The organism is Paratractidigestivibacter faecalis (assembly GCF_003416765.1).
GTDB lineage: Bacteria > Actinomycetota > Coriobacteriia > Coriobacteriales > Atopobiaceae > Paratractidigestivibacter > Paratractidigestivibacter faecalis.
Window position 1 is genome coordinate 1,112,837 of sequence record NZ_QSNG01000001.1, and the last position, 24,445, is coordinate 1,137,281.

General features: G+C 67.6%; 20 protein-coding genes. 8 read left to right on the forward strand and 12 right to left on the reverse strand.

All coding sequences use genetic code 11. The features are described from left to right. Positions 1–17: 17 nt before the first annotated feature. The 5 genes from DXV50_RS04945 to DXV50_RS04965 form a co-directional block, all read right to left on the reverse strand. Complete coding sequence (locus DXV50_RS04945) at positions 18–1,091, reverse strand: NADH-ubiquinone oxidoreductase-F iron-sulfur binding region domain-containing protein (protein WP_117205064.1); 1,074 nt, start codon at positions 1,089–1,091, stop codon at positions 18–20. A gap of 17 nt (positions 1,092–1,108) precedes the next feature. Beyond that, on the reverse strand, positions 1,109–3,241 hold the full coding sequence (locus tag DXV50_RS04950) for an FAD-dependent oxidoreductase (RefSeq protein WP_117205065.1): 2,133 nt from the start codon (positions 3,239–3,241) through the stop codon (positions 1,109–1,111). 133 nt (positions 3,242–3,374) lie between these two features. Then, positions 3,375–4,880: an FAD-dependent oxidoreductase gene (locus tag DXV50_RS04955; protein WP_117205066.1), complete on the reverse strand. Its 1,506-nt coding sequence runs from the start codon at positions 4,878–4,880 to the stop codon at positions 3,375–3,377. A 257-nt stretch (positions 4,881–5,137) separates the two neighbouring features. Further along, positions 5,138–6,136, reverse strand: coding sequence for a flavodoxin family protein (locus tag DXV50_RS04960; protein WP_117205067.1), 999 nt, complete (start codon positions 6,134–6,136; stop codon positions 5,138–5,140). A 224-nt stretch (positions 6,137–6,360) separates the two neighbouring features. Then, positions 6,361–7,914: a PucR family transcriptional regulator gene (locus tag DXV50_RS04965; RefSeq protein ID WP_157966966.1), complete on the reverse strand. Its 1,554-nt coding sequence runs from the start codon at positions 7,912–7,914 to the stop codon at positions 6,361–6,363. A 225-nt stretch (positions 7,915–8,139) separates the two neighbouring features. Here DXV50_RS04965 and DXV50_RS04970 point away from each other — a divergent pair, with 225 nt between their 5' ends. From DXV50_RS04970 to DXV50_RS04990, 5 genes are all read left to right on the forward strand, one after another. Beyond that, entirely contained in the window at positions 8,140–9,945 is a 1,806-nt protein-coding gene (locus DXV50_RS04970; protein ID WP_117205069.1) for a CocE/NonD family hydrolase, read from the forward strand. Positions 9,946–10,023: 78 nt separating this feature from the next. Continuing rightward, the gene (locus tag DXV50_RS04975; protein ID WP_117205070.1) at positions 10,024–10,275 is read left to right on the forward strand and encodes an acyl carrier protein; all 252 of its coding nucleotides are present in this window, start codon (positions 10,024–10,026) and stop codon (positions 10,273–10,275) included. Positions 10,276–10,347: 72 nt separating this feature from the next. Beyond that, entirely contained in the window at positions 10,348–11,343 is a 996-nt protein-coding gene (locus DXV50_RS04980) for a phosphate acyltransferase (protein WP_117205071.1), read from the forward strand. Positions 11,344–11,396: 53 nt separating this feature from the next. Next, entirely contained in the window at positions 11,397–12,521 is a 1,125-nt protein-coding gene (buk, locus tag DXV50_RS04985; RefSeq protein WP_117205072.1) for a butyrate kinase, read from the forward strand. 198 nt (positions 12,522–12,719) lie between these two features. Further along, entirely contained in the window at positions 12,720–14,012 is a 1,293-nt protein-coding gene (locus DXV50_RS04990; RefSeq protein WP_232817459.1) for an MFS transporter, read from the forward strand. A 301-nt stretch (positions 14,013–14,313) separates the two neighbouring features. Here DXV50_RS04990 and DXV50_RS04995 read toward each other — a convergent pair whose 3' ends face one another. From DXV50_RS04995 to DXV50_RS05020, 6 genes are all read right to left on the reverse strand, one after another. Beyond that, the gene (locus DXV50_RS04995; RefSeq protein ID WP_117205073.1) at positions 14,314–15,186 is read right to left on the reverse strand and encodes an MBL fold metallo-hydrolase; all 873 of its coding nucleotides are present in this window, start codon (positions 15,184–15,186) and stop codon (positions 14,314–14,316) included. Between the two features lie 139 nt (positions 15,187–15,325). Beyond that, positions 15,326–15,835 carry a hypothetical protein gene (locus DXV50_RS05000; RefSeq protein ID WP_117205074.1) on the reverse strand — a complete coding sequence of 170 codons (510 nt, stop codon included), beginning with the start codon at positions 15,833–15,835 and terminating at the stop codon, positions 15,326–15,328. Positions 15,836–16,120: 285 nt separating this feature from the next. Further along, positions 16,121–17,449 (reverse strand): M18 family aminopeptidase, encoded by a 1,329-nt coding sequence (locus DXV50_RS05005; RefSeq protein WP_117205075.1) that lies wholly within the window; start codon positions 17,447–17,449, stop codon positions 16,121–16,123. Positions 17,450–17,554: 105 nt separating this feature from the next. Further along, positions 17,555–18,520 (reverse strand): 3'-5' exonuclease, encoded by a 966-nt coding sequence (locus DXV50_RS05010; RefSeq protein WP_117205076.1) that lies wholly within the window; start codon positions 18,518–18,520, stop codon positions 17,555–17,557. Positions 18,521–18,666: 146 nt separating this feature from the next. Beyond that, positions 18,667–19,215: a nitroreductase family protein gene (locus DXV50_RS05015; protein ID WP_117205077.1), complete on the reverse strand. Its 549-nt coding sequence runs from the start codon at positions 19,213–19,215 to the stop codon at positions 18,667–18,669. Between the two features lie 352 nt (positions 19,216–19,567). After that, the gene (locus DXV50_RS05020) at positions 19,568–20,947 is read right to left on the reverse strand and encodes an MATE family efflux transporter (RefSeq protein WP_117205078.1); all 1,380 of its coding nucleotides are present in this window, start codon (positions 20,945–20,947) and stop codon (positions 19,568–19,570) included. 210 nt (positions 20,948–21,157) lie between these two features. On the opposite strand from DXV50_RS05020, the gene DXV50_RS05025 reads away from it, so the two are divergent. From DXV50_RS05025 to DXV50_RS05035, 3 genes are all read left to right on the forward strand, one after another. Then, the gene (locus DXV50_RS05025; RefSeq protein WP_117205079.1) at positions 21,158–22,141 is read left to right on the forward strand and encodes a LacI family DNA-binding transcriptional regulator; all 984 of its coding nucleotides are present in this window, start codon (positions 21,158–21,160) and stop codon (positions 22,139–22,141) included. 97 nt (positions 22,142–22,238) lie between these two features. Further along, the gene (locus DXV50_RS05030; protein ID WP_117205080.1) at positions 22,239–22,493 is read left to right on the forward strand and encodes an HPr family phosphocarrier protein; all 255 of its coding nucleotides are present in this window, start codon (positions 22,239–22,241) and stop codon (positions 22,491–22,493) included. Between the two features lie 114 nt (positions 22,494–22,607). Then, complete coding sequence (locus tag DXV50_RS05035; protein WP_117205081.1) at positions 22,608–23,369, forward strand: SDR family NAD(P)-dependent oxidoreductase; 762 nt, start codon at positions 22,608–22,610, stop codon at positions 23,367–23,369. A 119-nt stretch (positions 23,370–23,488) separates the two neighbouring features. Here the strand turns inward: DXV50_RS05035 and DXV50_RS05040 are convergent, their stop codons facing one another. Further along, positions 23,489–24,268 (reverse strand): LOG family protein, encoded by a 780-nt coding sequence (locus DXV50_RS05040; protein ID WP_117205082.1) that lies wholly within the window; start codon positions 24,266–24,268, stop codon positions 23,489–23,491. Positions 24,269–24,445: the final 177 nt, after the last annotated feature.

Consider the following 24,445-nt stretch of genomic DNA (forward strand, 5'->3'; position numbering starts at 1 on the left):
CAGGCTGAAAACGCAGGTTACTTGCGCTTGAAGGGAATGGGCTTGGGCGGGCACTTGGGCTTGACGGCGCCGGCGGTCACGATGGCACCGTACTCGCAGGAGCCCAGGCAGGCGCCGCACTGGGCGCAGGCCTTCTGGTCGATGACGTGGATGAAGCGCGGACGGCCCAGGATGGCGTCCTCCTCGCAGGAGTCCACGCAGGCGTTGCATGCCTGGCACTTGCTGGCCAGGATGTGGTAGGTGAGAAACGCCTTGCACTCCCCCGCCGGGCAGGTCTTCTTGCCGATGTGGGCAGAGATCTCGGCCTCGAAGAGGTCGAGGAAGGCCATGACGGTCCTGGCCATGACGCGGCCCTGCTCGCAGAGGCACTGGCTCTGCATGACGGGGCAGAGGTCGCGCAGAAGCGCCAGGTCGGAGGGCTTGCCCTTCTTGCGGCAGACGTCCGCCACGATGGTGGCGATCTGGTGGCTTCCCTCGTGGCCGAAGACGCAGCGGCCGCAGGTCTCGTGGCGGTAGAGCTGGCAGATCTCGTTCAGCGCGTTGGCCATGCAGTTCTTGGCCGTGTAGACGCGCACGTAGTCGCTGGCGAGCTCGACCGTGGCCTCGGCGTCGGCGGCGGAGGTCAGCGTGCCGGCGGGATAGCCGACGTAGACGGCCTTGGGCTCCTCGGCGCCGGCGGCGGCTGCGAGCTCGGCCACCGTGGCGGTGGCGCCCAGGCAGACGGGCTCGGAGGCACCCTCGAGCCAGACACAGCGGCTGCCCTCGTCCGCCAGCAGGGCGCTGCCCTCGATGACGGAGTCGGCGCCCTCGCCGTTGGCGCAGGACGGGATGGGCTTCTCGCCGGAGAGCACCTTGGCGGCGGCAGACGGGTTGGCGTAGACGAAGCCGAGCTCGGGGTTGCACTCCACCACGCGGACGGAGTCGCCCAGCGCGTCGGCGAGACGTGCGGCAAGTTCGTGGCCGGCCGGGACGAGCACGGCCTTGGCGCCGGAGTCGGCGATTCTTGAGACGGAGGCGTCAAAGTCCCTGGCCAGGAGCCAGAGCGCGACGGGGGCCTGCCTGTGGGCAGGCATGAGGTTGACGACGGTCATGGTTCTGGGCTCCTTTCCTAGTACTCGTTCCAGAGGCGCGGGGAGGTGAGGGTGAGGCGCAGGTCGCACTGCAGGCAGCGGCTGGCCTCGCAGGTGGCCTCCTGCTCGGTGTAGGGGCACTCGAAGACGTCGAAGTCGTGCTTGCGCTCCTCGGCGTCGCGGAACTGCGGCTGCACGGCCTCGCCGTAGAAGCCCTCCGGCGCTCGGCCGATGTGCTGGCAGGGGGCCTCGTGCTCGGTGAGCTCGCCGTCGATGTCGCCGTCTCCGCCCAGGGCGCGGTCGATGGCGGAGGCGCACTCGCGGCCCGCGGCGATGGCGGCGATGACGGACTTGGTGCCGGTCACGCAGTCGCCGGCGGCCCAGACGCCCTCGACGCTGGTCTTGCCCTCGGCATCGGCCACGATGTAGGGGCCGTGGGTGAGCTCGAAGCCCATGTCCGCGGTGCCCTCGGGCTTCTGGCCCACGGCGAAGATGACGCGGTCCACGTCGATGGTCATCTCGCCGCCGTCGAGAAGCTCTGTCACGGCACGGTGGTTCTCGTCAAAGTAGAAGCGCTCGATCTTGTGGATGGTCATGGAGCCGACCTTGCCGGAGCCCTCGGCGCTCTCGTTGATGCTCGTGAAGGCGTAGGCGTCGTGCAGGACCACGCCCTCCTCGGCGGCCTCGGCGCGCTCCTCGGGGGTGGAGGTCATGACTGCCTCGGCCTCCAGGCAGGCGACGTCCACGGACGCGGCGCCCAGGCGCACGGCGGTGCGGGCGCAGTCGTAGGCGACGTTGCCGCCGCCCAGGACCATGACGCGCAGGCCCGTGAGGTCCTCGGCCTCGCCCCTGCGGGCGGCCTTCAGGAAGTCGGTGTTGCGGACGACGCCCTCAAGGTCGTGGCCGGCCATGGGCAGCACGGTGCCGTCGTGGGTGCCGATGGTCACCAGCACGGCGTCGAAGCCCTCGGACAAGAGCGCCTTGGGGTTGGCGACGCGAGTCCCGCAGGCAAGCTCGATGCGGGGCTCTGGGTCGCCGGCCTGGGAGATCTCCAGGATGGTTGCCACCTCGGCGTCGACGGTCTCGTCGGGCAGGCGGTAGGCCGGGATGCCGTAGCGCATCTGGCCGCCGACCTTCTCGTTTGCCTCGAAGACCTTGACCTGGTGGCCCTTCTCGGCGCAGTAGAGGGCCGCGGTGAGGCCGGCGGGGCCGGCGCCCACGACGGCGACGCGCTTGCCGGTGAGCGGCTCGTGGCGGACGTTGGCCTTCCAGGTGCCCTCGTCGCGGACGGCGGCGGCGCGCTTCAGGCGGCAGACGGAGACCGGCGTGCCGTTGAGGCCGTTGCGCTTGCAGGCGCCCTGGCAGTTGTGGACGCAGATGTCGCCCAGGCTCTCGGGGAAGGGTACCTTCTCGCGGACGACGGCCGCGGCCTGGGTGTACTCGCCGTTGCGGATGTGGCGCAGGTAGCGCGGGATGTCCACGTGCGCGGGGCAGCCGGAGCGGCAGGGGACCACGTTGTCGGCGTAGGACTTGTTCTCGTCAAACATGTTGAGGGTGTCCACGATGGAGCCCGTCGGGCACACCTCGATGCAGGCGCCGCAGAAGCGGCAGCCGGCCTGCTGAAGGCTCACGCTGCCGTCGGTGCCGATGCGGATGCCCTCCTCGGTGTGCTGGTAGTCGAGCACGCCGACGCCGCGCAGCTCGCGGCAGGCGCGCACGCAGCGGCCGCAGCGGATGCAGCGGGTGAACATGTGGGTGATGAGCGGGTTCTTGTCGTCGGTGGCAACCGGGCGGCTCTTGACGCGCCAGCGGGTGGGAGACACGCCCATGTACTGGTACATGGACTGCAGCTCGCACTTGCCGTACTTGGGGCAGCCGGTGCAGTCGGTGGGGTGCGTGGCCAGGATGAGCTCCATGGCCATCTTGCGCACGCGCTCGGCGGCCTCGCCGGTGGTGCTCACCACCATGCCCTCGGCCACGGGCGTCTTGCAGGCGCAGACCGGGCCGTCGGTGCCCTCGACCTCGACCATGCACAGGCGGCAGCCGCCCACGGCCTCAAGGTCGGGGTGCTTGCACAGGTGCGGGATGTAGATGCCGGCGTCAAGGGCGGCCTCAAGGACGTTTTGTCCCTCGGCGGCCTCGACCTCGGTCCCGTTGATTGAAAGCTTCATGCGTTTCCCCTCGAAACGTATTCCAACGTGCCAAAAGAGGCGCCCGGGAAACCCCTCCCCCGGGCGCCTCAGAAGGGCAATGGTCACGCGGCGAGAAGCCCTTCTCGCCTGCGCTCGTCAAGCCAGGCTAGGCCTAGGACCACTCCTCGTCGCCCGCGTCCTCGAAGCAGGAGGCCGCCGCGTTCTCGCCGGCGATGCGGCCGGAGTTGAGGCAGAAGCCCATGGTGTTGCCCGGGATGCAGTAGTTGTAGGAGTCGCCGTAGATGGTGCAGGCGTCGGTGCCCACGCAGTAGAGGCCAGGGATGACCTCGTAGTCGTCGGTCATGACCTCCATCTTGTGGTTGATGAGCACGCCGCCCAGGGTGCCGTAGGCGCCGCAGTACTGCTTGCAGCAGTAGAAGGGGCCCTTCTCCAGCGGGCGCATGAACTCGCGCTCCTTCTCGAAGATGTCATCCCAGCCGTTGTCGCACATCTCGTTGTACTCGTCGACGTTGGCAAGAAGCCCCTCGACGTCGATGCCGGCCTTCTCGGCGAGCTCCTCGAGGGTGTCGGCCTGGCAGATGGCGGGGTAGCCGGCCTCCAGGTCACGGTTCCACTGCTCCTCGAAGCCCTCGTAGAGGTCGTGCGGGTGGACGTGGGAGACGATGTCCGGGCCGTCCTTCTTCCAATGCTTGAGCATGCGGGAGTCGAAGATGGCGTAGGCGACCTTGCCGGGCAGGTGGTTGATGGCGTTGCCGACGAAGGTGGTGTTGTAGATCTCGTCCTCGGGCATGAAGCGCTCGCCGAGGCGGTTGCACCAGTAGCAGGGCTGGCGGAAGGCGCCCTCGACGTAGAAGTGGTTCATGTTGTCGGGAATCTGGTACATGAGCTCCATGGTGACGGGGGTGTGGCCCGCGCCGACCTCGTGGCACATGTTGATGCCGTCGCCGTCCATGCCGGGGATGGCGAAGGAGAACAGGTCCTTGCCCCACTCGAAGCCGAGCTTCTCCTTGATGAGCTTGGCGTTGTGGCCAAAGCCGCCGGTGGCGACGATGACGGACTTGCAGGAGATCTGGTACTCCTCGCCGTCCTTGTCCTTGGCGGTGACGCCGCAGACGGCGCCGTCCTCGCCCTTGACCAGGCCGGTGGCGGGGCACTCGAGCATGAACTCGACGCCCAGCTCCTGGGCGCGCTCGGTCATGCGCTTGGTCATCGTGGTGGCAGCGCGCGGGCCGGGCTCGGAGCCGTCCTCGGGCTGGACGACGTGCCAGGTGTACTCGCCGTCGGAGTAGCCGCGGGTGCGCTCGCGGGCGCGGAAGGCGGGACGCACGGAGTTGAAGACCACGCCCATGTCCTGCAGCCAGGCGATGGTGTCGCCGGACTTGAAGTAGTAGTCGCGGACCAGGCGGGCGTCCACCTGGTAGTGCGTGTAGAACATGTGGCGACGGAAGAGCTCGCCGGGGGTGACCTCGATCATGGAGCCCTTCTGGACCGGGGAGCCGGCCGCGGCCGGGCCCATGCCCATGTTGGCGGCGCCACCGGTGTTGGACGCCTTCTCCAGGGTGATGACGCGGGCGCCGCCCTCGGCGGCAGCCACGGACGCGGCCAGGCCGGACAGGCCGGCGGCAACGACGACGACGTCAGTCTCAAGCTGCTTCATGCGAATCCTCCTTGTTAGATGCGCTTCTCGCAACCAAACTTCAATCTGAAGCTACGAGTACACCATCGCGCTTTGGAGCCGCCCGTTCCATGTGCGCACGCACCGACCTCGCCCGCGCGCGCCCGCGCCCTTTGTGCAATCAGACATGGAGCAGCCGAGAAGCCCGTGAGCACCCGGAGGCGATGGGACAAAAACGGCCCCGGCCGCACAGGGGCGGTCGGGGCCGGCATGGCCTTGCGTGACCTCGGAGCTCTTGCCTAGCGCTCGGGAGTGGTGGCGGAGATGGCCTCCTTGTAGAAGTTGACGCGGTCCTTGTAGGCCTGGGTCTTCTTCATCTCGGCGAGCTTGCCCTCGTTCTCCTGGATGTCCTTGCCGTGGATCTCCTTGCCGGAGATGATGTCGTGGGCCTTGTGCAGGTCCTCGTCCCTGTAGGTGACGTGGGCACCGGTCTCGTCGACGGACAGCTCGCCCTCGAGGCCGCAGACGCAGCAGATGGCGCGGTTCTCGCCGGGGACGATGTAGAAGTCGTTGCAGTTGCAGTGGGGGCAGATGCCCTTCTTGCCCTGGTACTCAACGCCCTCGTAGGGCTGCTTGCCGGAGGCGCAGTTCTCCTGGATCTGCTTGGCGGCGGCGGCCAGGTTCTGGCCGATCTGGGTGGCACGGTCGATGAGGGCGTCGTCCATCAGGGCCGTCTTGGACCAGGGCACCCACTCGTTGTCGATGACCTTCCAGCTGGGGGTCATGGCCTGGAGCTGGTGCTCGGACTGGACATGCGTGCCCCAGTCGGAGCCGCCGATGCCGATGTAGGAGACGGCCTTGGGGCTCATGATGGCCGGGTCGGGGACCACGACGCCCTGGGCGGCGGGACCACCCTCGGCCAGGCGGCCCTTGGCGATCTGCGTGGAGATGAAGTTGTTGCCGGTGTCCATGCGGGGTCCGAAGCGATCCATGATGGTGTGGAACAGGCCGGAGGCGCCGGTCTCGAAGATCGGGTCGACCATGACGACGCCGTCGGCACGGAACATCTCGAAGGCCAGCCAGTCAAAGTCGTCCTTGTGGATGCACATGTTCTTGGTGCCGCTCATGAGCATCTTGACGCAGGTGATGCAGCCGGTGCAGTGCTTGATGTCGAGGTCCATCGCGCGGATGAACTCGACCTCGCAGCCAGCCTCCTTGGCGGCCAGAAGCACAGCCTTGCAGATGGTGTCGTTGTTGCCGTTCTTGGTGCCAAACGAGACGCCCACGATCTTGGTCATGGCGACCCCTTTCCTCTCCGTGCACAAACGGTGTGCGGCGCACCTCCCTAAGGCGGGCCGCCTTTTCACGGAAAAGCGTAGGGCCAAAGCCGTTATGCAAACGCATAGAGAACCGGGGCAAGCCGAGACGGGCCGTTGTGCTGGATGACAACGGTCGCCGCCGAGCGCCGGCTGGGGCCGGCGGGCAAAATGAGACAAAGGGACTGTCCCTTTATCTCATTTGCTCAGCCGAGGCCCTCCAGGATGGACGTGGAGAAGGACGTGGCCAGGCGGTCGTCGCCGTCCTTGAGGTCGATGAAGAAGAGCTCACGGACCTTGTTCACGCGGTAGAAGTACGTGTTGCGATGGACGTTCAGGGCGCCGGCGGCCTCGGCGGGGCTGCCGGGGAAGCGCACGGACATGACGGCCGTCTTGAGGTAGTCGGTGCCGTGGTCGCGGTCGTAGTCGGCCATGGCGACCACGCGCTTGTCGAGCATGCGCTCGAGGCGGTCGGCGCCCTCCGGGGCGCAGGCCAGGACGGCAAAGCGGTTCTCCCAGAAGTAGACCACCCGGCCCGCCACGCGGGAGGCGCAGGCCTGCGCGAGGTCGGTGGCCTGCGCGAGCCTGCCGGGCGCGAGCGCCAGGTCACGCAGGGGCTCGGCCACGAAGGCGCGCAGGTCGTTGTTCTCGAGCGCGCTCGTGAGCTGGGTGTTTCCCGAGAGCCTGCGCGCGGCGCGAGCGTAGTCGTCGTAGCCCACGCACTCGTTCCTGCCGATGGGGGCAAGCACCACCAGACAGTTCTCGCGGGCGCACCACAGGCAGTCGCGGAAGGCGCGCGCCACGATGCCGCCCACCCGGGCGTAGTAGTCCTTGCCGGCGCCGCGCTGGCCCATGACGGCCATCATGACGTAGGAGACGTCCAGCGGAAGGCCCGTCAGGGCGAGCTGCGCGCGCATGGTCGGCTCGTTGGCAAAGGCGCCGGCCACGAGGTCCTCCAGGACCGACGAGCCAAAGCCCACGCGCTCCCCCGCCGCGCCCAGGCGGTCGATCATGATGCCGGCGAGCTGCCCCGCGTAGTCGACGAGCTCCAGGTCAAAGCCGGTGATGGGGCGGTCGGACTCCATGACGTCGTAGCGGCCCATCTCGAGGTGGTGGTAGTAGATGATCGAGGTCACCCAGTGCCTGCCAAAGCGGGTGGTGCCCGAGAGCAGCGAGTGGCGGGCGTGCCGGACGGCCTCGATCATGCCGTCCGCCTCGAGCTCGGAATTCACGCCCTCGGACACGTAGCCGCAGGAGAGGACCTCCTGCACGTCGGGGGCGTCGGCGGGAAACTCGCCGGCGGTGGCGAGAAGGCGCATGTCGGCGTTGACGATGATGACAGGGTTGCCCAGCACCTCGGAGGACCTGCGCGCGAACTGCGGCAGGTCGTAGGACGAGAGGAACGCCTCGAACATCTTCTCGCGCCTGACCTCGAGGATGGCCGCGCCGGCGGGAAGGTCCAGGAAGGTGGCGCGGAAGTCCCCGTAGGAGTAGGGGTGGCTCACCACCACGGCGTCCGCCGAGCACGAGAAGCCCTCGGGAAGGGCGCCCTGGGTGTGGACGAGAAGGACCTGCCCCTCGCCGGCCTTGACGTGCTCCTCCAGGTAGCTCTGGAGGCTGCACAGGCGCAGGAGCTTTGCCTCGGGCGGGACGTTCTTCTCGTACTCCGGCACGACGATGACGTCCTCGTCCAGGAGCTCGTCACGGCCCACGCAAAGCGGTGCGCACTGCAGCTCGTTAAGGACGGTCCTCAGCTTCATGTCAAATCCCCCCAGGCATCTTTTGGAACCATCATAACGCGCGCGTTCCTCCTTTTGGCAAGGGGAGGCGGGCCGGCCATTGTACGGCATACCACGACCACGCGGGCGGACGCGGGAAAGTTTGTCATCCAGTCCAATGACCTTCTCGCCCCAAAAACGGACACTCATCCATGACCAGGACGCGGCCCCGAGGGGGTGCGTCAAGAACATCCGAGAGGAGAGCGCATGGCTGAGAAGCAGCCGGGCATCACCAAGAAGATGACCTTCGGCGGCGAGGAGTTCGAGGTCCCCTTCGCCAAGGGCAACCCGGGCAAGTCCCGCGAGGAGCTGGACGAGATCAAGCGCAAGCTGCAGGAGGACCCCGACGCCGGCGACGGCGAGATGGTGGCCACCATGGGCTTCTGCGCCAAGTACAACCCCCACACCTACATGACCGAGATTCCGGGCGTCATGTGCGAGCGCGACGTGGCCTGCGTCCTTCGTGACGGCACCACCATCTACGCCGACATCTACCGCCCCGCCAACACGACGGAGAAGGTGCCCGTCATCTGCGTCTTTGCCCCCTTCGGCAAGAACCCCTCCGAGGGCATGGACTCCTGGCAGCTCATGGGCGTGCCGCCCAAGACGGTCTCCCAGTACGCCAAGTTCGAGGCTCCCGACCCCGGCTACTGGTGCCACTACGGCTACGCCGTGGCCAACGTGGACCCGCGCGGCGTCGGCAACTCCGAGGGCGACGTCTACCTCTGGGGCTCCCAGGACGCCCAGGACGGCTATGACTTCATCGAGTGGGTGACGGCCCAGGAGTGGTGCAACGGCCGCGCCACCATGATCGGCAACTCCGGCGTCTGCATGGCCCACTGGCGCATCGCCGCCACCAGGCCTCCCCACCTCGCCTGCCTCGCCGCCTGGGAGGGCCAGGGCGACCTCTACCGCGAGTCCTACTTCTGCGGCGGCATCCCCAACCCCGACTACGAGACCCACATCATCCAGGCCCTCGCCGTCAACAACTACATCGAGGACACCCCGGCGATGGTGGCCAAGTACCCGCTCATGAACGCGTACTACAAGGACAAGATCGTCGACTGGAACAAGATCCGCATCCCCACGTACGTCACCGCCGGCTGGGTCCACCACCACCTGCGCGGCGCCTTCGAGGGCTTCCGCCGCATCCGCACCCCCAAGAAGTGGATGCGCGCCCACCGCGACTTCGAGTGGCCCGACAGCTACAAGCCCGAGAACCTCGACGACATCCGCCGCTTCTTCGACCGCTACTGCAAGGAGATCCACAACGGCTGGGAGATGACCCCGCGCGTCCGCCTGGACGTCATGGACGGCTATGACTACGACTACGCCAGCCGTCGCGCCGAGGAGACCTTCCCGCTCAAGCGCACCGAGTACAAGAAGCTGTACCTGGACGCCGAGAACCACGCGGCCGGCTTCGAGGAGTACGCCAACGAGTCCGAGGTCACCTACGACCCCAAGACCGAGACCACGACGTTCACCTACCAGTTCACCGAGGACACCGAGATCACCGGCTACATGAAGCTGCACCTCAACGTCGAGTGCCGCGGCTACGACAACATGGACCTCTTCCCCTGGGTCATCAAGCTGGACAAGGACGGCAACTACGTGCCCATCCGCGTCATGGGCGCCCCCTTCCGCGGCGCGTGGGGGTTCCTGCGCTGCAGCCACCGCGACCTCGACCCCAAGTACGCCAGCGACTTCCAGCCCGTGCACTCCCACGAGAAGGAGGAGCGCATGCAGCCGGGCGAGATCGTCCCGGTGGACGTGGAGATGTACCCGCACTCCCGCTTCTGGCACAAGGGCGAGAAGTTCCAGGTCGTCATTGCCGGTCGCTTCATCAAGACCGAGTGGTTCCACGACAACGACATGAACCACGCCACCGACAACGGCGACGGCATCCACGTCATCCACACCGGCGGCGAGCACCAGTCCTACCTGCAGATTCCCGTCGTTCCCCCCAAGTACCAGGTGGGCGACTACATCTGGCACGGCGACGAGAACAAGTAGCCCGCCGCGCACGACCAAGAGAAGTTGACAAAGGGACTGTCCCTTTGTCACCAAGACCAAACAAGAAGGAGCATTGACATGAACGATTTCCAGGAAGAGGTCGTCGAGATCCTCAAGAACAAGGCCGCCGACATCTTTGGCGTCGACCCCTCCACCCTCTCCGAGGCCACCAGCTTCGTTGACGACCTGCACTGCAAGTCCGTCAACATCGTGCAGTTTGCCTCTGCCCTCGAGGACGAGTACGAGGTCGAGGTCCCCTACATGCAGCTGAACAAGTGCGCCACCTTCGCCGACGCCGCCAAGTTCGTGGACGACGCCCTCTCCATGTAGTTGCCCCAGGGCCCGCAACCAGGCACTTCTCGCCTGACTGCGGGCTCTCTTTCTATAGAAAGGACCCAACAGATGAACCTCATCCAGAAGCTCACCGAGGAGGCCAAGGCCGCCCCCGCCCGCCGCGTGGCCATGCCCGAGTGCGAGGCCGTCAAGACCTTGCAGGCCGCCCGCCGCGTGGCCGACGACGGCATCGGCACGCCGGTGCTGGTCTCCCCCGCCGACGTCATCTCCGCCACCGCCGAGGAGGCCGGCGTCTCCCTGGAGGGCATGGAGGTCGTGGACACCACCGACGCCGACGCCCTCGAGGAGCGCGCCGCCCGCTTCATGGCCGCGGGCCAGCGCATGCTGAGCGACAAGGGCATCCGCCGCAAGATGAAGATGCCCATGTGGTACGCCATGGTCATGGAGGAGCTCGGCGAGGTCGACTGCACCTTCTGCGGCCACACCAACACCACCGGCGACGTGCTCATGTGCGCCCAGATGACCATCGGCCTGGCCGAGGGCGTGGACGTGCCCTCCATCCTGGCCCTGGTTGACACCCCGGGCTTCGAGGGCCCCGAGGGCAGCGTCATCTGCTTCACCGACTGCGGCCTCAACCCCGAACCCAATGCCTCCGAGCTGGCCTCCATTGCCATCAGCGCCGCCGACGGCGTGCGCTCCATCATGGGCTGGGAGCCGCGCGTGGGGTTCCTCTCCTTCTCCACCGACGGCTCCGGCGCCGGACAGAGCGTCGATCGCGTGGACGAGGCCATCAAGCTCGTGCACGAGAGGCGCCCCGAGCTTGCCGCCGACGGCGAGTTCCAGCTCGACGCCGCCATCGACCCTGCCGTGGCCGCCAAGAAGGTCGGCCGCGAGTCCGACGTCGCCGGCCGCGCCAACGTGCTGGTCTTCCCCGACCTCAACGCCGCCAACATCGCCGTGAAGCTCATCCAGCGCTTTGCCAAGGGCGCGGCCTACGGCCACACGCTCAACGGCTTCAAGCGCCCCGTGGCCGACTCCAGCCGCGGCGCAACCGTCGAGGAGATCGTCGGCGACATCGCGATGCTCGTCCTCTCCGCCCGCTAGCGCTTCTCGCCCAGATGCCGCGCGGCATCACGCACTCCATCAGAAAGGAAACCATGGGATACAAGGTCCTCACGCTCTCCCCCGGCTCCACCTCCACCAAGGTGGCCGTCTTCGACGGCACCGAGGCGCTCTTCCGCCTGAACGTCACCCACCCCGCAGACGAGCTCGCCCGCTTTGACTCCGCCGCGGACCAGTTTGACTACCGCCGTCAGACCATCCTCGACGCCCTTGCCGAGCAGGGCATCAGGCTCGAGGACATCGACGCCTTCAGCGGCTACTGCGGCGCCATGGGCCCCACCGTGGGCGGCATCTTTGCCATCGACGACACCGTCTGCGAGCACGTCATGAACGCCGGCGTCAACCACCCCGCAATCCTGGGCGCCCCGCTGCTGCACGCCTTTGCCCAGGCCACCGGCAAGCCCGCCTACGCCGTAAACCAGCCCGACACCGACGAGCTCGCCGACGTGGCGCGCATCACCGGCTGGCCCGGCGTCTACCGCAAGAGCCACGTCCACTGCCTCAACCAGAAGGAGTGCGCCATCCGCTGCGCCGCCGAGCTGGGCATGAGCTACAAGGAGGGCAACTTCATCGTGGCCCACGTGGGCGGTGGCCTCTCCGTGGCCTGCCACGAGCGCGGCCGCATGGTGGACACCAACGACGTCCTCGAGGGCGCCGGCCCCTTCGCGCCCAACCGCTCCGGCGACGTGCCGGCCAAGCCCGTCGTGAAGATGGCCTTCTCCGAGGGCGCCAGCAAGAAGCAGATGGACGGCGTCGTGGGCAAGACCGGCGGCCTTCTGGGCCTGCTCGGCACCGATGACGCCCGCAGAATCGTAGAGCGCATCGAGAACGGCGACGAGTGGGCGGCCACCGTCTACGACGCCATGGCCTACCAGGTTGCCAAGTACGTGGCCGGCTTTGCCGCCGTCGTCCGCGGCAAGGTGGACGGCATCGTGCTGACCGGCGGTGTCTCCCACGACCCGCGCTTTGTCTCCTACGTGACCGAGCGCGTGGGCTGGATCGCCCCCGTCAAGGTCTACGCCGGCGACTTCGAGATGGACGCGCTCGCCGCTGGCGCCATCCGCGCCCTCGACGGCAAGGAGCAGGTCATGACCTACACGGGCGAGCCCAGCTGGAAGGGCTTCGCCTGCGAGGGCGCCCTGCCCGACGTGGAGGCGTAGGCGAGAGGCGCTTCTCGCCAGCGAAAGGTGGCAGAGGGACCGTCCCCCTGTCGCCTTTGTCACGTGACACAAGCGACCCTGCGGGGCCGAGGCCTGATTTGGTGACGCCAAACAGTGCCTCGGCCCCTCTTTGGCACCACACTTGACCTGCAGCGGCACAAGATGCCGTAAAAACCAGCGCACCACCGGAGGAAACCCGTGACCCAAACCCAGACCAAGACCCAGAAGGCAGGCGGCTTCCACTACGCCTACGCCATCGTCGCGGCGTGCATCGCCATGACGTGCCTGCCGTGCGCGCTCGTGCTCTCCTGCGCCGGCATCTTCTTCACGCCCGTCTCCAGCTTCTTTGGCGTCCCCAAGGCCACGTTCACGCTGTACTTCTCCATCGTGAACCTCGCCATGATGGTGACCCTGCCCATCTGGGGCAAGATCATGTCCAAGACCGACCTGCGCGTCTCGCTCTCCGTGGCCGCGGTGCTGTGCGGCGCCGGCCTTCTGGGCATGAGCGCCTGCCAGGCCATGTGGCAGTTCTACGTCTGCGGCGCCGTCCTGGGCGCCGGCGTGGCCCCCTTCATCTACCTGGCCATCCCCACGCTCATCAACGCCTGGTGCGTCAAGCGCGTCGGCTTCTTCGTGGGCCTGTGCATGGCGTTCACCGGCATCGGCGGCGTGATCTTCAACCCCGTGGGAACCGCCCTCATCAACTCCGGCGCCGAGGGCTGGCGCACGGCGTACCTGGTCTTTGGCGTCATCGTCCTGGTGGGCACCCTGCCCTTCACCCTGCTGGTGGTGCGCAACCGCCCCGCCGACAAGGGGCTTCTCCCCTACGGCGCCGACGAGGCCGATGCCCCTTCCGGCGAGAAGGACGCCGAGGCCGCCGCGCCCGCCCAGGGCGGTATGAGCGCCCCGGAGGCCATGAGGACCCCGGCCTTCTTTGCCCTGGCCGCCTTCTGCGGCGTCATCACGCTCAACCAGACCATCTACCAGTTCCTGCCCAGCTACGCGCAATCCTTCGGCGACTCCCTGCCCGCCGTGGCCGCCGCCTCCGGCGTTGTTGCCAGCGCCGCCATGGCCGGCCAGGCCGTGGGCAAGGTCCTGCTGGGCGCCATCAACGACAAGTCCGTCCACCTGGGCGTCTTCCTGGGCATTGGCGCCGGTGCCGTGGGCGTGACCGTGATGTGGCTCGTGCCCGGCGTGCTGCCGCTGCTGCTTGTGGGCGCCTTCCTCTTTGGCGTGGTCTACGCCATGACCACCGTCCAGACCCCGCTTCTGGTGAGGACCGTCTTCGGCAGCGCGGACTACGCCAACATCTACTCCCGCGTGAGCATGGTGGGCTCCCTCATGGGCACCGTCGCGGCCGTCTTCTGGGGCTTTGTCTGCGACTCCGCCGGCGGCTACCCGCTGATGTTCATCCTGGGCTACGCCTGCATGGCCGTCTGCCTGGTGCTGGCGCTCTTCTCGCTGCGCTGGAAGGCGCGCCGGGAGGCCTAGGCGCCCCGCTCCGCCAGATCAACCCATCGGGCCAACCCCTCACATGCGGCCCGTCCCTCTCCTCGCCCCGGCGCGCCCCCGCACGCCGGGGCACTCTTGTGCGGGGGGCCGTGCACGCTGTCGGAGGGGCGCCACTCACCCCCGCCCCAAAGGCACACAATGGATTAACCGTATTAATTTCTTTATGCCCAGATCTGATATCAATCCCTTTACGCCACGCTAACCAGGCATTTCTCGCCAGCCAGGGACCAGACGGCGAGTAATTCACACGTGAAGCATCAAAGATTCAATACGGACAAGCTCAGCTACGCGCCGCTAGGCGTTGCGACGGCCTCCCCCTGCGGGGACGTGCGGGCGGCAGGCCGCGGGTGATGACGGCGCGGAAGTCGGGCGAGTCCGGGCTCCAGACGCCGTTGGGCACGAGGTGGATGGTGCCCTCCCAGCCCGGCACGATGCTGTGGTGCCACTCGTGGCCGCGGTCGTCCTCGGCAAAGTCGGCGGCTGCGGCAAAGCCCTCCAGGCTGTCCTTGCCAAACGGCACGCCGTGGTGGCCCGTCCAGAACTCGCGGAAGTCGAGACCCGCCATCTTGGCGAGCGTCTGCCTCCACGCGTCCAGCGTGAGGCTCTCCGCAAAGCAGAGGCACATCACGGGCGTCACGGCGTCGCCGGAGAGCAGGAGCCCGGCGTCGCGCACGAGGTAGCCCACGCTGCCCACCGTGTGGCCGGCAAGCTCCACCACGTCCACCGTTCGGCCGCCCAGGTCCAGCGCGTCGCCCTCCCCCACGTGGCTCACGCGCGGACGGCCGCCGCGCTCCACGGCGCACTTCTCGCCGTCAGGCACCATGCCCTCCCGGCGGGCCACCTCGGCAAAGAGGCGGGCGCCGCGCTCGGACTCCTCCCAGGCGGCCTCGACGTCGTCTGCGGCAGACATCAGCACCTCGCCTGCGCCAAAGGAGCCGCCCACATGGTCGCAGTGGCGGTGCGTGAGGGCCACGCTGACCGGCAGGCCGCCGGCAAGCTCCGACGCCTGCGCCACTACGTCGCCAAAGCCGGCCATGGTGTCCACCAGCAGGGCGCGCTCGCGGCCGGCCACCACGTAGGCGCGGTTCTCGAAGGGGTCGGTCAGCTGCCAGACGCCCTCGGCGATGGGTCTTGCGGAGATGAGCTTGGCCATGGGTGGTCCTTGTCCTTTCCAGACGAGAAGGGCCCGCCCGCGGTGCGGACGGACCCTGGGGGCACGTTTCTTAGGCTAGCGCGATTGCCCTGGCGAGGACGATACAAATGGAAGCCGCATGTCTCGCCTTTGGAGCGCCCTAGTGCATCTGGGGCTCGGGGTCCTTGCAGATGGCGCGGGCCCACTTCTCGCACTGGGGAGCCCAGAAGAGGGAGACCACGTAGCCGACGATCCAGCACTGCAGGATGGAGCTGGCGAAGGCGGCCGGGTAGGCGGCAAGCGGGGCGCCGTTCATGACGCAGGCGTTGACGTAGGTCAGGATGACGCTGTTGAAGGCGACGTAGATGGTGTTGACCACGACGTTCAGGGTGGCGCCGAACTTGAGGCCGTCGGTGGGCTTGAGGCCGCACTTCATGGCAAAGCCGAAGCCGAGCTTCTCGGCGGGGATGAACCAGCCCACGAAGAAGGAGATCACGTAGGACATGCCGATGTTGGCGAGGGACGTACCCAGGAAGGCGGGCACGAAGGCCTCGGCCGGGACGCCGGCGCCGGAGACGCCGATGTAGCTCGCGGTGAGCGAGATGGCCACGGCGATGGCGATGTTGGTGAGCAGGACCTTCACGAGCTTGGTGGAGTTCTTCATGGGCATGGTGCGAACCTTCCGTTGGAGAGCGAGCTCTTACACGTACAGCTGGGACCTCGCCCGGGCGCGCCCGGGCCTGTAACCCTGGGTCTTCTTAACCCATGTGGACATGTTATGGAGAAGGGGCCGTCCCCTCCATGGAGGACGGCCCCAAATGGACGCACCAAACGGATGGTTGTTTGTACCGCTGCACAGCGGCCGCGGCTACCGGGGTAAGGCCGGGCTTCTCGCCTGCGCAAGGGCCGCGGCGGCGGAAAGGTTGACAAAGGGACTGTCCCTTTGTCAACCCTCTCACGCCAAGGTGACGGAGTCCGCGCCGGTGATGCGCAGGTCGCGCGCATAGAAGGCCTTGAGGGCGGCGATGCCGAGGCTGACGTCGCGGGCGCCGGCGGTCTCGAAGCTGGAGTGCATTGCCAGCTGGGGCAGGCCCACGTCCACGCCGTGCAGGGACACCTGCGTGTTTGAGAGGTTGCCCAGGGTGCCGCCGCCGGCCATGTCGCTCCTGTTGGCAAAGGTCTGGAACGGCACACCGGCGTCCTGGAGCACGGCCACCAGCGCCGCGCGGCTGAAGGCGTCCGTGCAGTAGTGCTGGTTGGCGGCCTCCTTGATGACGAGGCCGCGGTTGAGCCAGCAGCGGTTTGCCTCGTCGTGCTTCTCGGCGTGGTTGGGGTGGCAGGCGTGGGCGTTGTCGCAACTCACAAGCAGGGAGCCGGCAACGGCGCGCAGGTAGTCCTCGGGCGTCTTGCCCAGGGCGGCGTTGGCGCGCGCGAGGACGTCGTGCAGGAAGGTGGACATGGCGCCCTGCTTGGTGTTGGAGCCCACCTCCTCGTTGTCAAAGCACGCGTAGACGCCGACGTCGTGGGGGTTCTCGGCAGAGAGGAACGCCTCCAGGGCCACGTAGGCGCAGCCCAGGTCGTCCAGCTTGGGCGCGCTCACAAACTCCGGGGCGCCGGCCGCCCCGCCCCAGGCCACGGGCTCCTGGCGGTTGCAGAGGAAGGCGTCGCGGGCCAGCACCTGCCCGGGCTCCACGCCCAGCTCGTCGGCGACCATCTGGTCGAAGGCGCCCTCGCCGAAGTCTCCCGCCGAGAAGAGCGCGCAGAGGTCAACGACCCGGTTGAGCTCGGGGTTGCGGCCACCCTCGCGGTTGAGGTGGATGGCCACGCTCGGGATGATGGCCACGTCGCGGTCCGTGGCAAACAGGCAGCTCTCCACGCGGTCGCCCTCGCGCACGAGGGCGCGCCCGGCCACGCCGAGCGGGCGGTCGAGCCAGGTGTGGTCAATCATGCCGCCGTAGGCCTCCACGTCAAGGCGCAGGTACTCGCCGGGGCCGGCCAGCTCGGGCACCGCCTTGACCTTGAAGCAGGGAGAGTCACCGTGGGCGGCGGCCAGCTGGAAGTGGTAGGAGTCAAGGTCTGCGCCCACCTTGAGCGCTATGACACTGGAGTTGTTGCGGCTGGTGTAGTAGCGGCCGCCCGGCTCCATGCGCCAGGCCTCGCCCTCGGGAAGGTAGGTGAAGCCGGCCTCGTCGAGCCTACGGCTGATGGCGGCGGCAGTGTGGAACATGGAAGGGCATGCGCGGACGAAGTCCAAAAGGCCCTGGGCTGCGCTCTGGTCTGTCATGTGGTGCCTCCTTGGCGGTTGGTTTGCACCCGCCAAGCCTAGCACCAAGCGGCGAGAAGGACGCGCTTCTCGCCGAATCGGCCACGGCTGGCGCCGGAGCCGGGACTACTCCAGCATGTTGCGCTCGGAGAACTCCGCCAGGACGGTGGCGAGCATGAGGTCCACGTCGTCCAGGCCCAGGTGGCGCTCGGACTCCCCGGCGGCAAGCGTGCCGCGGCGGCGGGCCCAGTTCTCCAGCGAGGCGGGACGGGAGTCGCGCGGGAGGGTGCGGACCTCGGGGTCAATGCGGCGGCAGATGTCGCGCGTGTCTATGGGCAGCACGCGGCCGGCGCGGCGGGCCTCGGCGTAGCCGTCGACGTGCAGCATGAACCAGGAGTCCTCGAAGGCGGCGTTGTGGGCCATGTAGGGGTAGGCGCACATGGCGGTAAGAATCGCCTTCTGGATGGCCTTGTTTTCGCGGAAGGGCTGCTTGCCCTCCACGTCGGACCACTGAATCTTGTGGATGTCAGCCAGCGGCACGCCCTTCTGCTCGTACATCTGCGGCAGGCCGAAGTAGGCCGCGTGCGCGTCGTGCGGCTTGGCGTCGGGCTCGATGGTCATGAACTCGAGGCCCACGTTGATGATGTAGCCGCGCGCCGGGTCACGGTCGGTGGTCTCGATGTCTATGCCCATGACCATGCCCGAGACAGGTGCGTCCACGTAGGCCACGTTGAGGTCGGCGGCGCCCTGGCCGGCAAGGGCCGCGACCTGCTCGACGGGGCGGTGCTGCAGCGTGGCGCAGGCCCGCACGAGGTCCGCCTCGGAGAGCTTGCGCGCCAGGTTGGGGCTGCTGGCGTCGCGCAGGCGCCCTATGCCGTAGCGGTCGCAGACGTCGCGGTTGCGGTCCGCCAGGGACATGATGAGGTCGTAGCCAAAGGGCTCATGGTCGGGCTCGGCAGACGACCAGGCGTCGCGCAGGACGGCCAGGGCCTCCTCGTTCTTGGAGCGCTCCGCGGCGAGCGAGGCGTCGTCGGCGAGAAACCCCGGGAAGACGAAGGCGCTCGCGCACTCTATTGCCTGGCTCAGATCCATGTGGCAGCTCTCTGTAGAAGTTGGCGGTGGCCCTCAACCCTACCAGAACGTTCCCTCAAATTGGGGACGTGTTCGTTTTTGCGCAAATTGGGGACAGGTTGGCGCGGGCCGGCGGGCGCAGACGGGCGGACGCGGGCCGGCGGGGCCTACGCGGAGAAGACGCGACCCTCGCGACGGGCCGGCGGCTCGGGCTTCTGACCCTCCCAGAAGCCGACGGCGCAGTGGCCGATGCCCTCGTAGTCGCCCTCGACGCCCAGCTGGGCCAGGATGGCGCGGCCCTCCTCGGAGCCAAAGACCTCGCGGGCGCGGTGGATCCAGATGCTGCCCAGGCCCAGGGAATCGGCGGCCAGCAGCATGTTGCCCATAGCGAGCGAGCCGTCGTAGACGTGGGTGGGCACGTCGCGCGCGGCCAGGACCACCAGCACGGCGGGCGCGCCATAGAAGGGGTCGGTGCCCTCGGGGGCGCCCATGACCTGGGCGTTCAGGGCAGAGAGGCGGTCGCGCAGCGCACGGTCGGTGACCTTGAGGATGATGGCGCTCTGACGCCCCATGCCGCTCGCGGCGTAGAGGCCCGCCTTCACGACTGCGTCCAGCTGCTCCTCGGAGGGCATGTCGGCCTTGAACGAGCGGCAGCTCCTGCGCTCGACCATGGCATCGATGACCTCGTTGACGGCCCTTCCGACCTTGCTGTCCATAAAACGCCCCCTCCAACGGCAAACCTTCCGCCCGCCATTCTACGCCCTGCCCAAAGCTCCACGGCAAGAGGCTCTTCTTACCCAGGTAAAAACCTTACAGGTAGCGTTTCTTCCACAAACGGAGAACCGCGTTCCCCCACTTGTCGAGAAACCCGTCCCGCCAAAAGAAACCCTACCTGTAAGGTTTTCTCCCCAGTCGAAAGGCCCTACGCCGAGAAGCACGTGCCGGCAGCCGGGCGCCCCCAACTCTCTCCTGGGCGACTTCCGCAGCCGCGCACGTCCTCTGCGCGGCGAGGACTGAGCCCAGGTGAGAGTTGGGGGCGCCCGGCGGAGGACCCCACGCCCTTCTCGCCTAGGCCGCCAGGTTGGCCTCCTTGTGCTCCCTCGCGTGGTCCATCCAGTGCCCGAGGCGGTAGTACAGGATGAACGCCACGCCCGTGGTTGCCCACGTGATGGGGTAGCTCAGCAGCGCCATGTGCAGCGTGTGGTTGAGCGGCACTACGGCCAGCTGCCAGACCACGCGCAGCAGGCACGACCCCGTGAGCACGATGATCATGGGCCGCAGGCTCTCGCCGGCGCCGCGGATGGTGCCGGCGATGTTGTCGTAGAGCGAGTAGACAACGTAGAAGGGCCCGATGTACCACATGACCTGGGCAGTCAGCGCCGCAATCTCAGGGTCGTTCACAAAGAAGCCGGCGATGCCGAGCACGTTGGCCATGAGCACCACGGAGAGCGTGCCCACCACCAGCGCGGTCAGGCAGAGGGCGCACCTGAGGCCCCGGCGCATGCGCTCGTAGTTGCGCGCGCCGAAGTTCTGGGCCGAGAACGTGGTCACGGCCACGCCCAGGGCCTCGGAGGCCATCCAGATGATGGCGTCGATGCGCCCGCACAGGCCAAAGGCAGTCACCACCGTGGAGCCGAAGGAGTTGATGGTGGCCTGCGTGATGATGTTGGAGACCGAGTAGCAGGACGACTGCAGGCCCAGCGGAAGGCCGCAGCGCAGCATGACGCGGCAGATGCCAGGGTCTATGCGAAGCCTGCGCAGGTCAAGGCGCCAGGGACCGTCCACGTGTGTGAGGCGCGCCAGCGTGAGGGCGCAGCCCCAGACGAGCGAGAGCGCCGTGGCCAGGCCGGCGCCCGCCGCCTCCATGTGCATCCCGGCAACGAGCACCAGGTCAAGCACGATGTTCACCACGCAGGTGGAGGCGACGATGATGGAGGGCGATCGGGTGTCCCCCACGGAGCGCTGCACGGCGGAGCCCGTGTTGTAGACGATGGAGAAGACCATGGCGCCAAAGTAGATCCGCACGAAGGCGAGCGACTCGGCCATGAGGTCGGCGGGCGTGCCCATGAGCGAGAGGATGGGCTCGGCAAGAAGGCTCCCCAGGACCGAGACGGCAAGGCCTCCCACCAGCGCGATGGTCATGGCGGTGTGGACGGAGGCCGAGAGGCGCTCCTCGTCGCGCGCTCCAAAGTACTGGCTGCACACCACGGCAAAGCCCGTTCCCATGCCCACGGAGAAGCCCACGGCGAGGTCCACCAGCGGCGCGGTGGCCTGGATGCCGCCCAGGGCCGCCTTTCCAGCGTACTGCCCCACCACGAAGGTGTTGACCAGCGAGTACGCCTCCTGGAAGAACGACGAGAAGAACACCGGCACGCACAGCAGCAGGAGCTGCCGCCAGATGACCCCCTCCGTCACGTCCAGCGACCCCGCCCTACCTCGTCCCGCCATGCTCTTCCCCTCCGCAACGCCTATTGCCAAAGTCGCACCAGCATACCCACAATAACGCCCAGCGAGAAGCCCTTCTCGCCGGGCGCACTCTCTATTGCATGCGGATGGCGCGGGCGCGCTGCCGCGAAGGATCGAGGGCCGCCAATCCCTCGATCCTTCTGGAGCCGGCCGTGCGCTAGACTGAAGGGTGGCATCGTCGAGAGGAACAGCATGGACATCAACCAGATCGCGCAGCTCGCAGGCGTTTCTCGCGCCACCGTCTCTCGCTACCTCAACGACGGCTACGTCTCTCAGGAGAAGCGCGCCGCCATCGCGCGCGTCATCAAGGAGACCGGCTACGTGCCCTCCCAGTACGCCAAGAGCCTGCGTACCGGCAAGTCCAACGTCGTGGGCGTGATCATCCCCAAGATCAACTCCGCCTCGGTGAGCCGCATGGTCGCCGGCATGACCACGATCCTGAACGAGGCCGGCTATCAGCTCCTGCTTGCCAACACCGACAACGACGAGTCCCGCGAGGTCAGCTTCCTTCGCCTCTTTGGCGAGAAGAACCAGGTGGACGGCATCATCCTCATCGCCACGGTCTTCACGCCCGCCCACGAGGAGGTGCTCTCCGGCCTGACGCTGCCGCTCGTGGTGCTCAACCAGAGCCACCCCGGCAAGTCCTGCGTCTACCAGAACAACGAGGGGGCCCTGCACGACATCACGGAGCTGGCGCTCAAGAAGGGCACCCACCCCGCCTACATCGGCGTGCACGAGGAGGACACCTCCGCCGGGCGCATGAGCCACCGCGGCTTCCTGGATGCCTGCCGCGAGGCGGGAGTCGAGGTGCCCGAGCGCGCCCAGGTGGTCACCACCTCCACCGTGGACACCGGCTACGTGGCCGCCGAGCAGATCCTGCGCGACTACCCCGAGGTGGACACCATCGTGTGCGCGACGGACTCCATCGCCTACGGCACCCTCACGTGCCTGCAGGAGTACGGCCACCGCGTGCCCGAGGACATCCAGGTCACGGGCATCGGCGACGGCGACCTCTCGCAGATTGTCAGTCCGACGCTCACCACCGTGCACCCCTACTACAAGACGAGCGGCATCGAGGCGGCAAAGATGCTCGTCGGCCTCATGAACGACTCAGACACCGCCCAGAGGGACATCCGCATGGGCTACGAGCTCGTCGTGCGCAACTCCACGCGCTAGGCCTGCCGCCCCGACCTTCCACCGAACTTGCATTGCCCGCCCCGCGCGCACGCGCTACCGTCATGCGACAAGCACGCAAGGACTTCCGGGAGGTCGCATGATCAAGATCGAGCGCCAGGTCACAGACCCCCTGGGCTTCCACATCCAGCTTGCCGTGCTCCTTGCCGGCGAGGCTCAGCGCTGGCGCAGCCGCGTGACCTTCCGCCACGGCCAGAGCGCGGTCGACGCCGCCGACCTCATGGCCCTTCTCAGCCTGGGCGTGCCCAGCGGCTCCAGCATAGAGATCTGCGTCGAGGGGCCCGACGAGGCCACCGCCGCAGAGGCCATCCGCGACCTGGCGAGGACGTTCTAGGCCCTTCTCGCCAGCTAAAACCCACCGCTTGGCGAAGGGCCGACAGCAACGCGCGTCGTCATGGCCAGAATGGCCGTTATGCGTTTCAGTCGCACCCCACGAGAGGAGCACCACATGAAGCAGCTCAACGAGAAGGTCGCCATCGTCACCGGCGCCGGCCAGGGCATCGGCAAGGGCATCGCGATGTGCCTCGCCAAGCGTGGCGTCAAGGTCGTCTGCACCGGCCGCCGCGAGGCCCCCATCCAGCAGACCGTGGCCGAAATCGAGGAGCTCGGCGGCCAGGGCCTTGCCATGACCTGCGACTCGGCCGACCGCACCCGCGTCGAGGAGGTCGTCAAGGCCGCCGTTGACACCTTCGGCTCCATCGACGTCATCGTCAACAACGGCCAGGCCATCGTGCCCTCCGCCCCGGTCGAGGACACCACCTACGAGAACATGCTCGCCGCCTGGCAGTCCGGCACCATCGGCTCGCTCAACTACATGCAGGCCGCCTTTCCCTACATGAAGGAGCAGCACGAGGGCCGCATCATCAACTTCGCCTCCGCCACCGGCATGTTCGGCATCGCCGGCCAGCTCGCCTACGGCTCCAACAAGGAGGCCCTGCGCGGCCTGACCAAGATCGCCGCCAAGGAGTGGGGCCAGTACGGCATCTGCGTCAACGTGGTCCTGCCGGGCGCCGAGTCCCCCGCCGCCAAGGCCTGGGCCGAGAAGTTCCCCGAGGAGTACCAGAAGCAGGTCATGCTCAACCCCATGCACCGCTTCGGCGACCCCGAGGACGACATCGCGCCCGTGGTGGCGTTCCTCGCCGGCCCGGACTCCTGCTACTACTCCGGCCAGTCCGTGATCGTGGACGGTGCCAACTCCATCATGCCGTAGCGCGGGACAACCACAAGCCGCACTGACGGCGCCCCGTCCCTCCGCCCAGGCGATTCTCGCCGCGTGGGCCCGGGGGGGACGGGGCGTCCCTTTTGCCGGCCGGCCGCCGGGGCCGCGCTCTACTCGCTCGGGCGCGCCGGCGCGACGAGGCTCGTGGCGAGCGCCACAGCCTTCTCCACGTCGTCGGTGACGGTCACGAGGCCGGGGTCGGGCGCGGAGATGTTCCCGCTGGAAAGCACAGTGCCGCCCAGCCAGTCCATGAGGCCGTCCCAGTACTGGTGGCCAAAGAGGACGATGGGCATGCTCGGCGCCTTATGGGTCTGTACCAGGGTCAGAAGCTCAAAGGTCTCGTCCATCGTGCCAAAGCCGCCCGGGAAGATGATGGCGCCGCTCGCGTACTTGACGAACATCGTCTTGCGCACGAAGAAGTAGCGGAAGCTCATGCCCAGGTTGACCCACTGGTTGATGCCCTGCTCGTGGGGAAGCTCTATGCCCAGCCCGACGGAGACGCCGCCCGCCTCGGCCGCGCCGCGGTTTGCCGCCTCCATGATGCCGGGGCCACCGCCCGTGATGGTAGCGAAGCCCGCCTGGGCGATGAGCTCGCCCGCACGGCGCGCGGCCTCGTAGCAGGGGTCCTCCCGCGCGGTGCGGGCGCTGCCAAAGACCGTGACGGCGGGACCAAGCTCCGCCAGGGCGCCGAAGCCGTCCACGAACTCCGCCTGGATGCGCAGGACGCGCCAGGGGTCCATGTGGAGCCAGTCGGTGTCCGGGTCTGCCGAGAGCAGGTTCGCCGAGGTCGTCGAGGTGGGAATCATGGGCCCGCGCAAGATCACGGGGCCGCGGTGGTACGTCTCGCCGGCGCCTGCCGCCGGGTTCTTGGTGAGGTTCTTCTCGTCCATTCTCGCTCCTTCTTGGTTGCGTACTCTGAACGTACCCCAGAAGGCGCCCCGCCCGCGTCACGCCATGGTAAGCGATCGGACAGGGCCGCCGGCGCGTCGAGAGGCGCGACCGAAAAAACGGTAGCAAACTTTGGAAGCCAACCGCAAAACCGCAGGTCGCGGGTTTCTCGCCAAAAA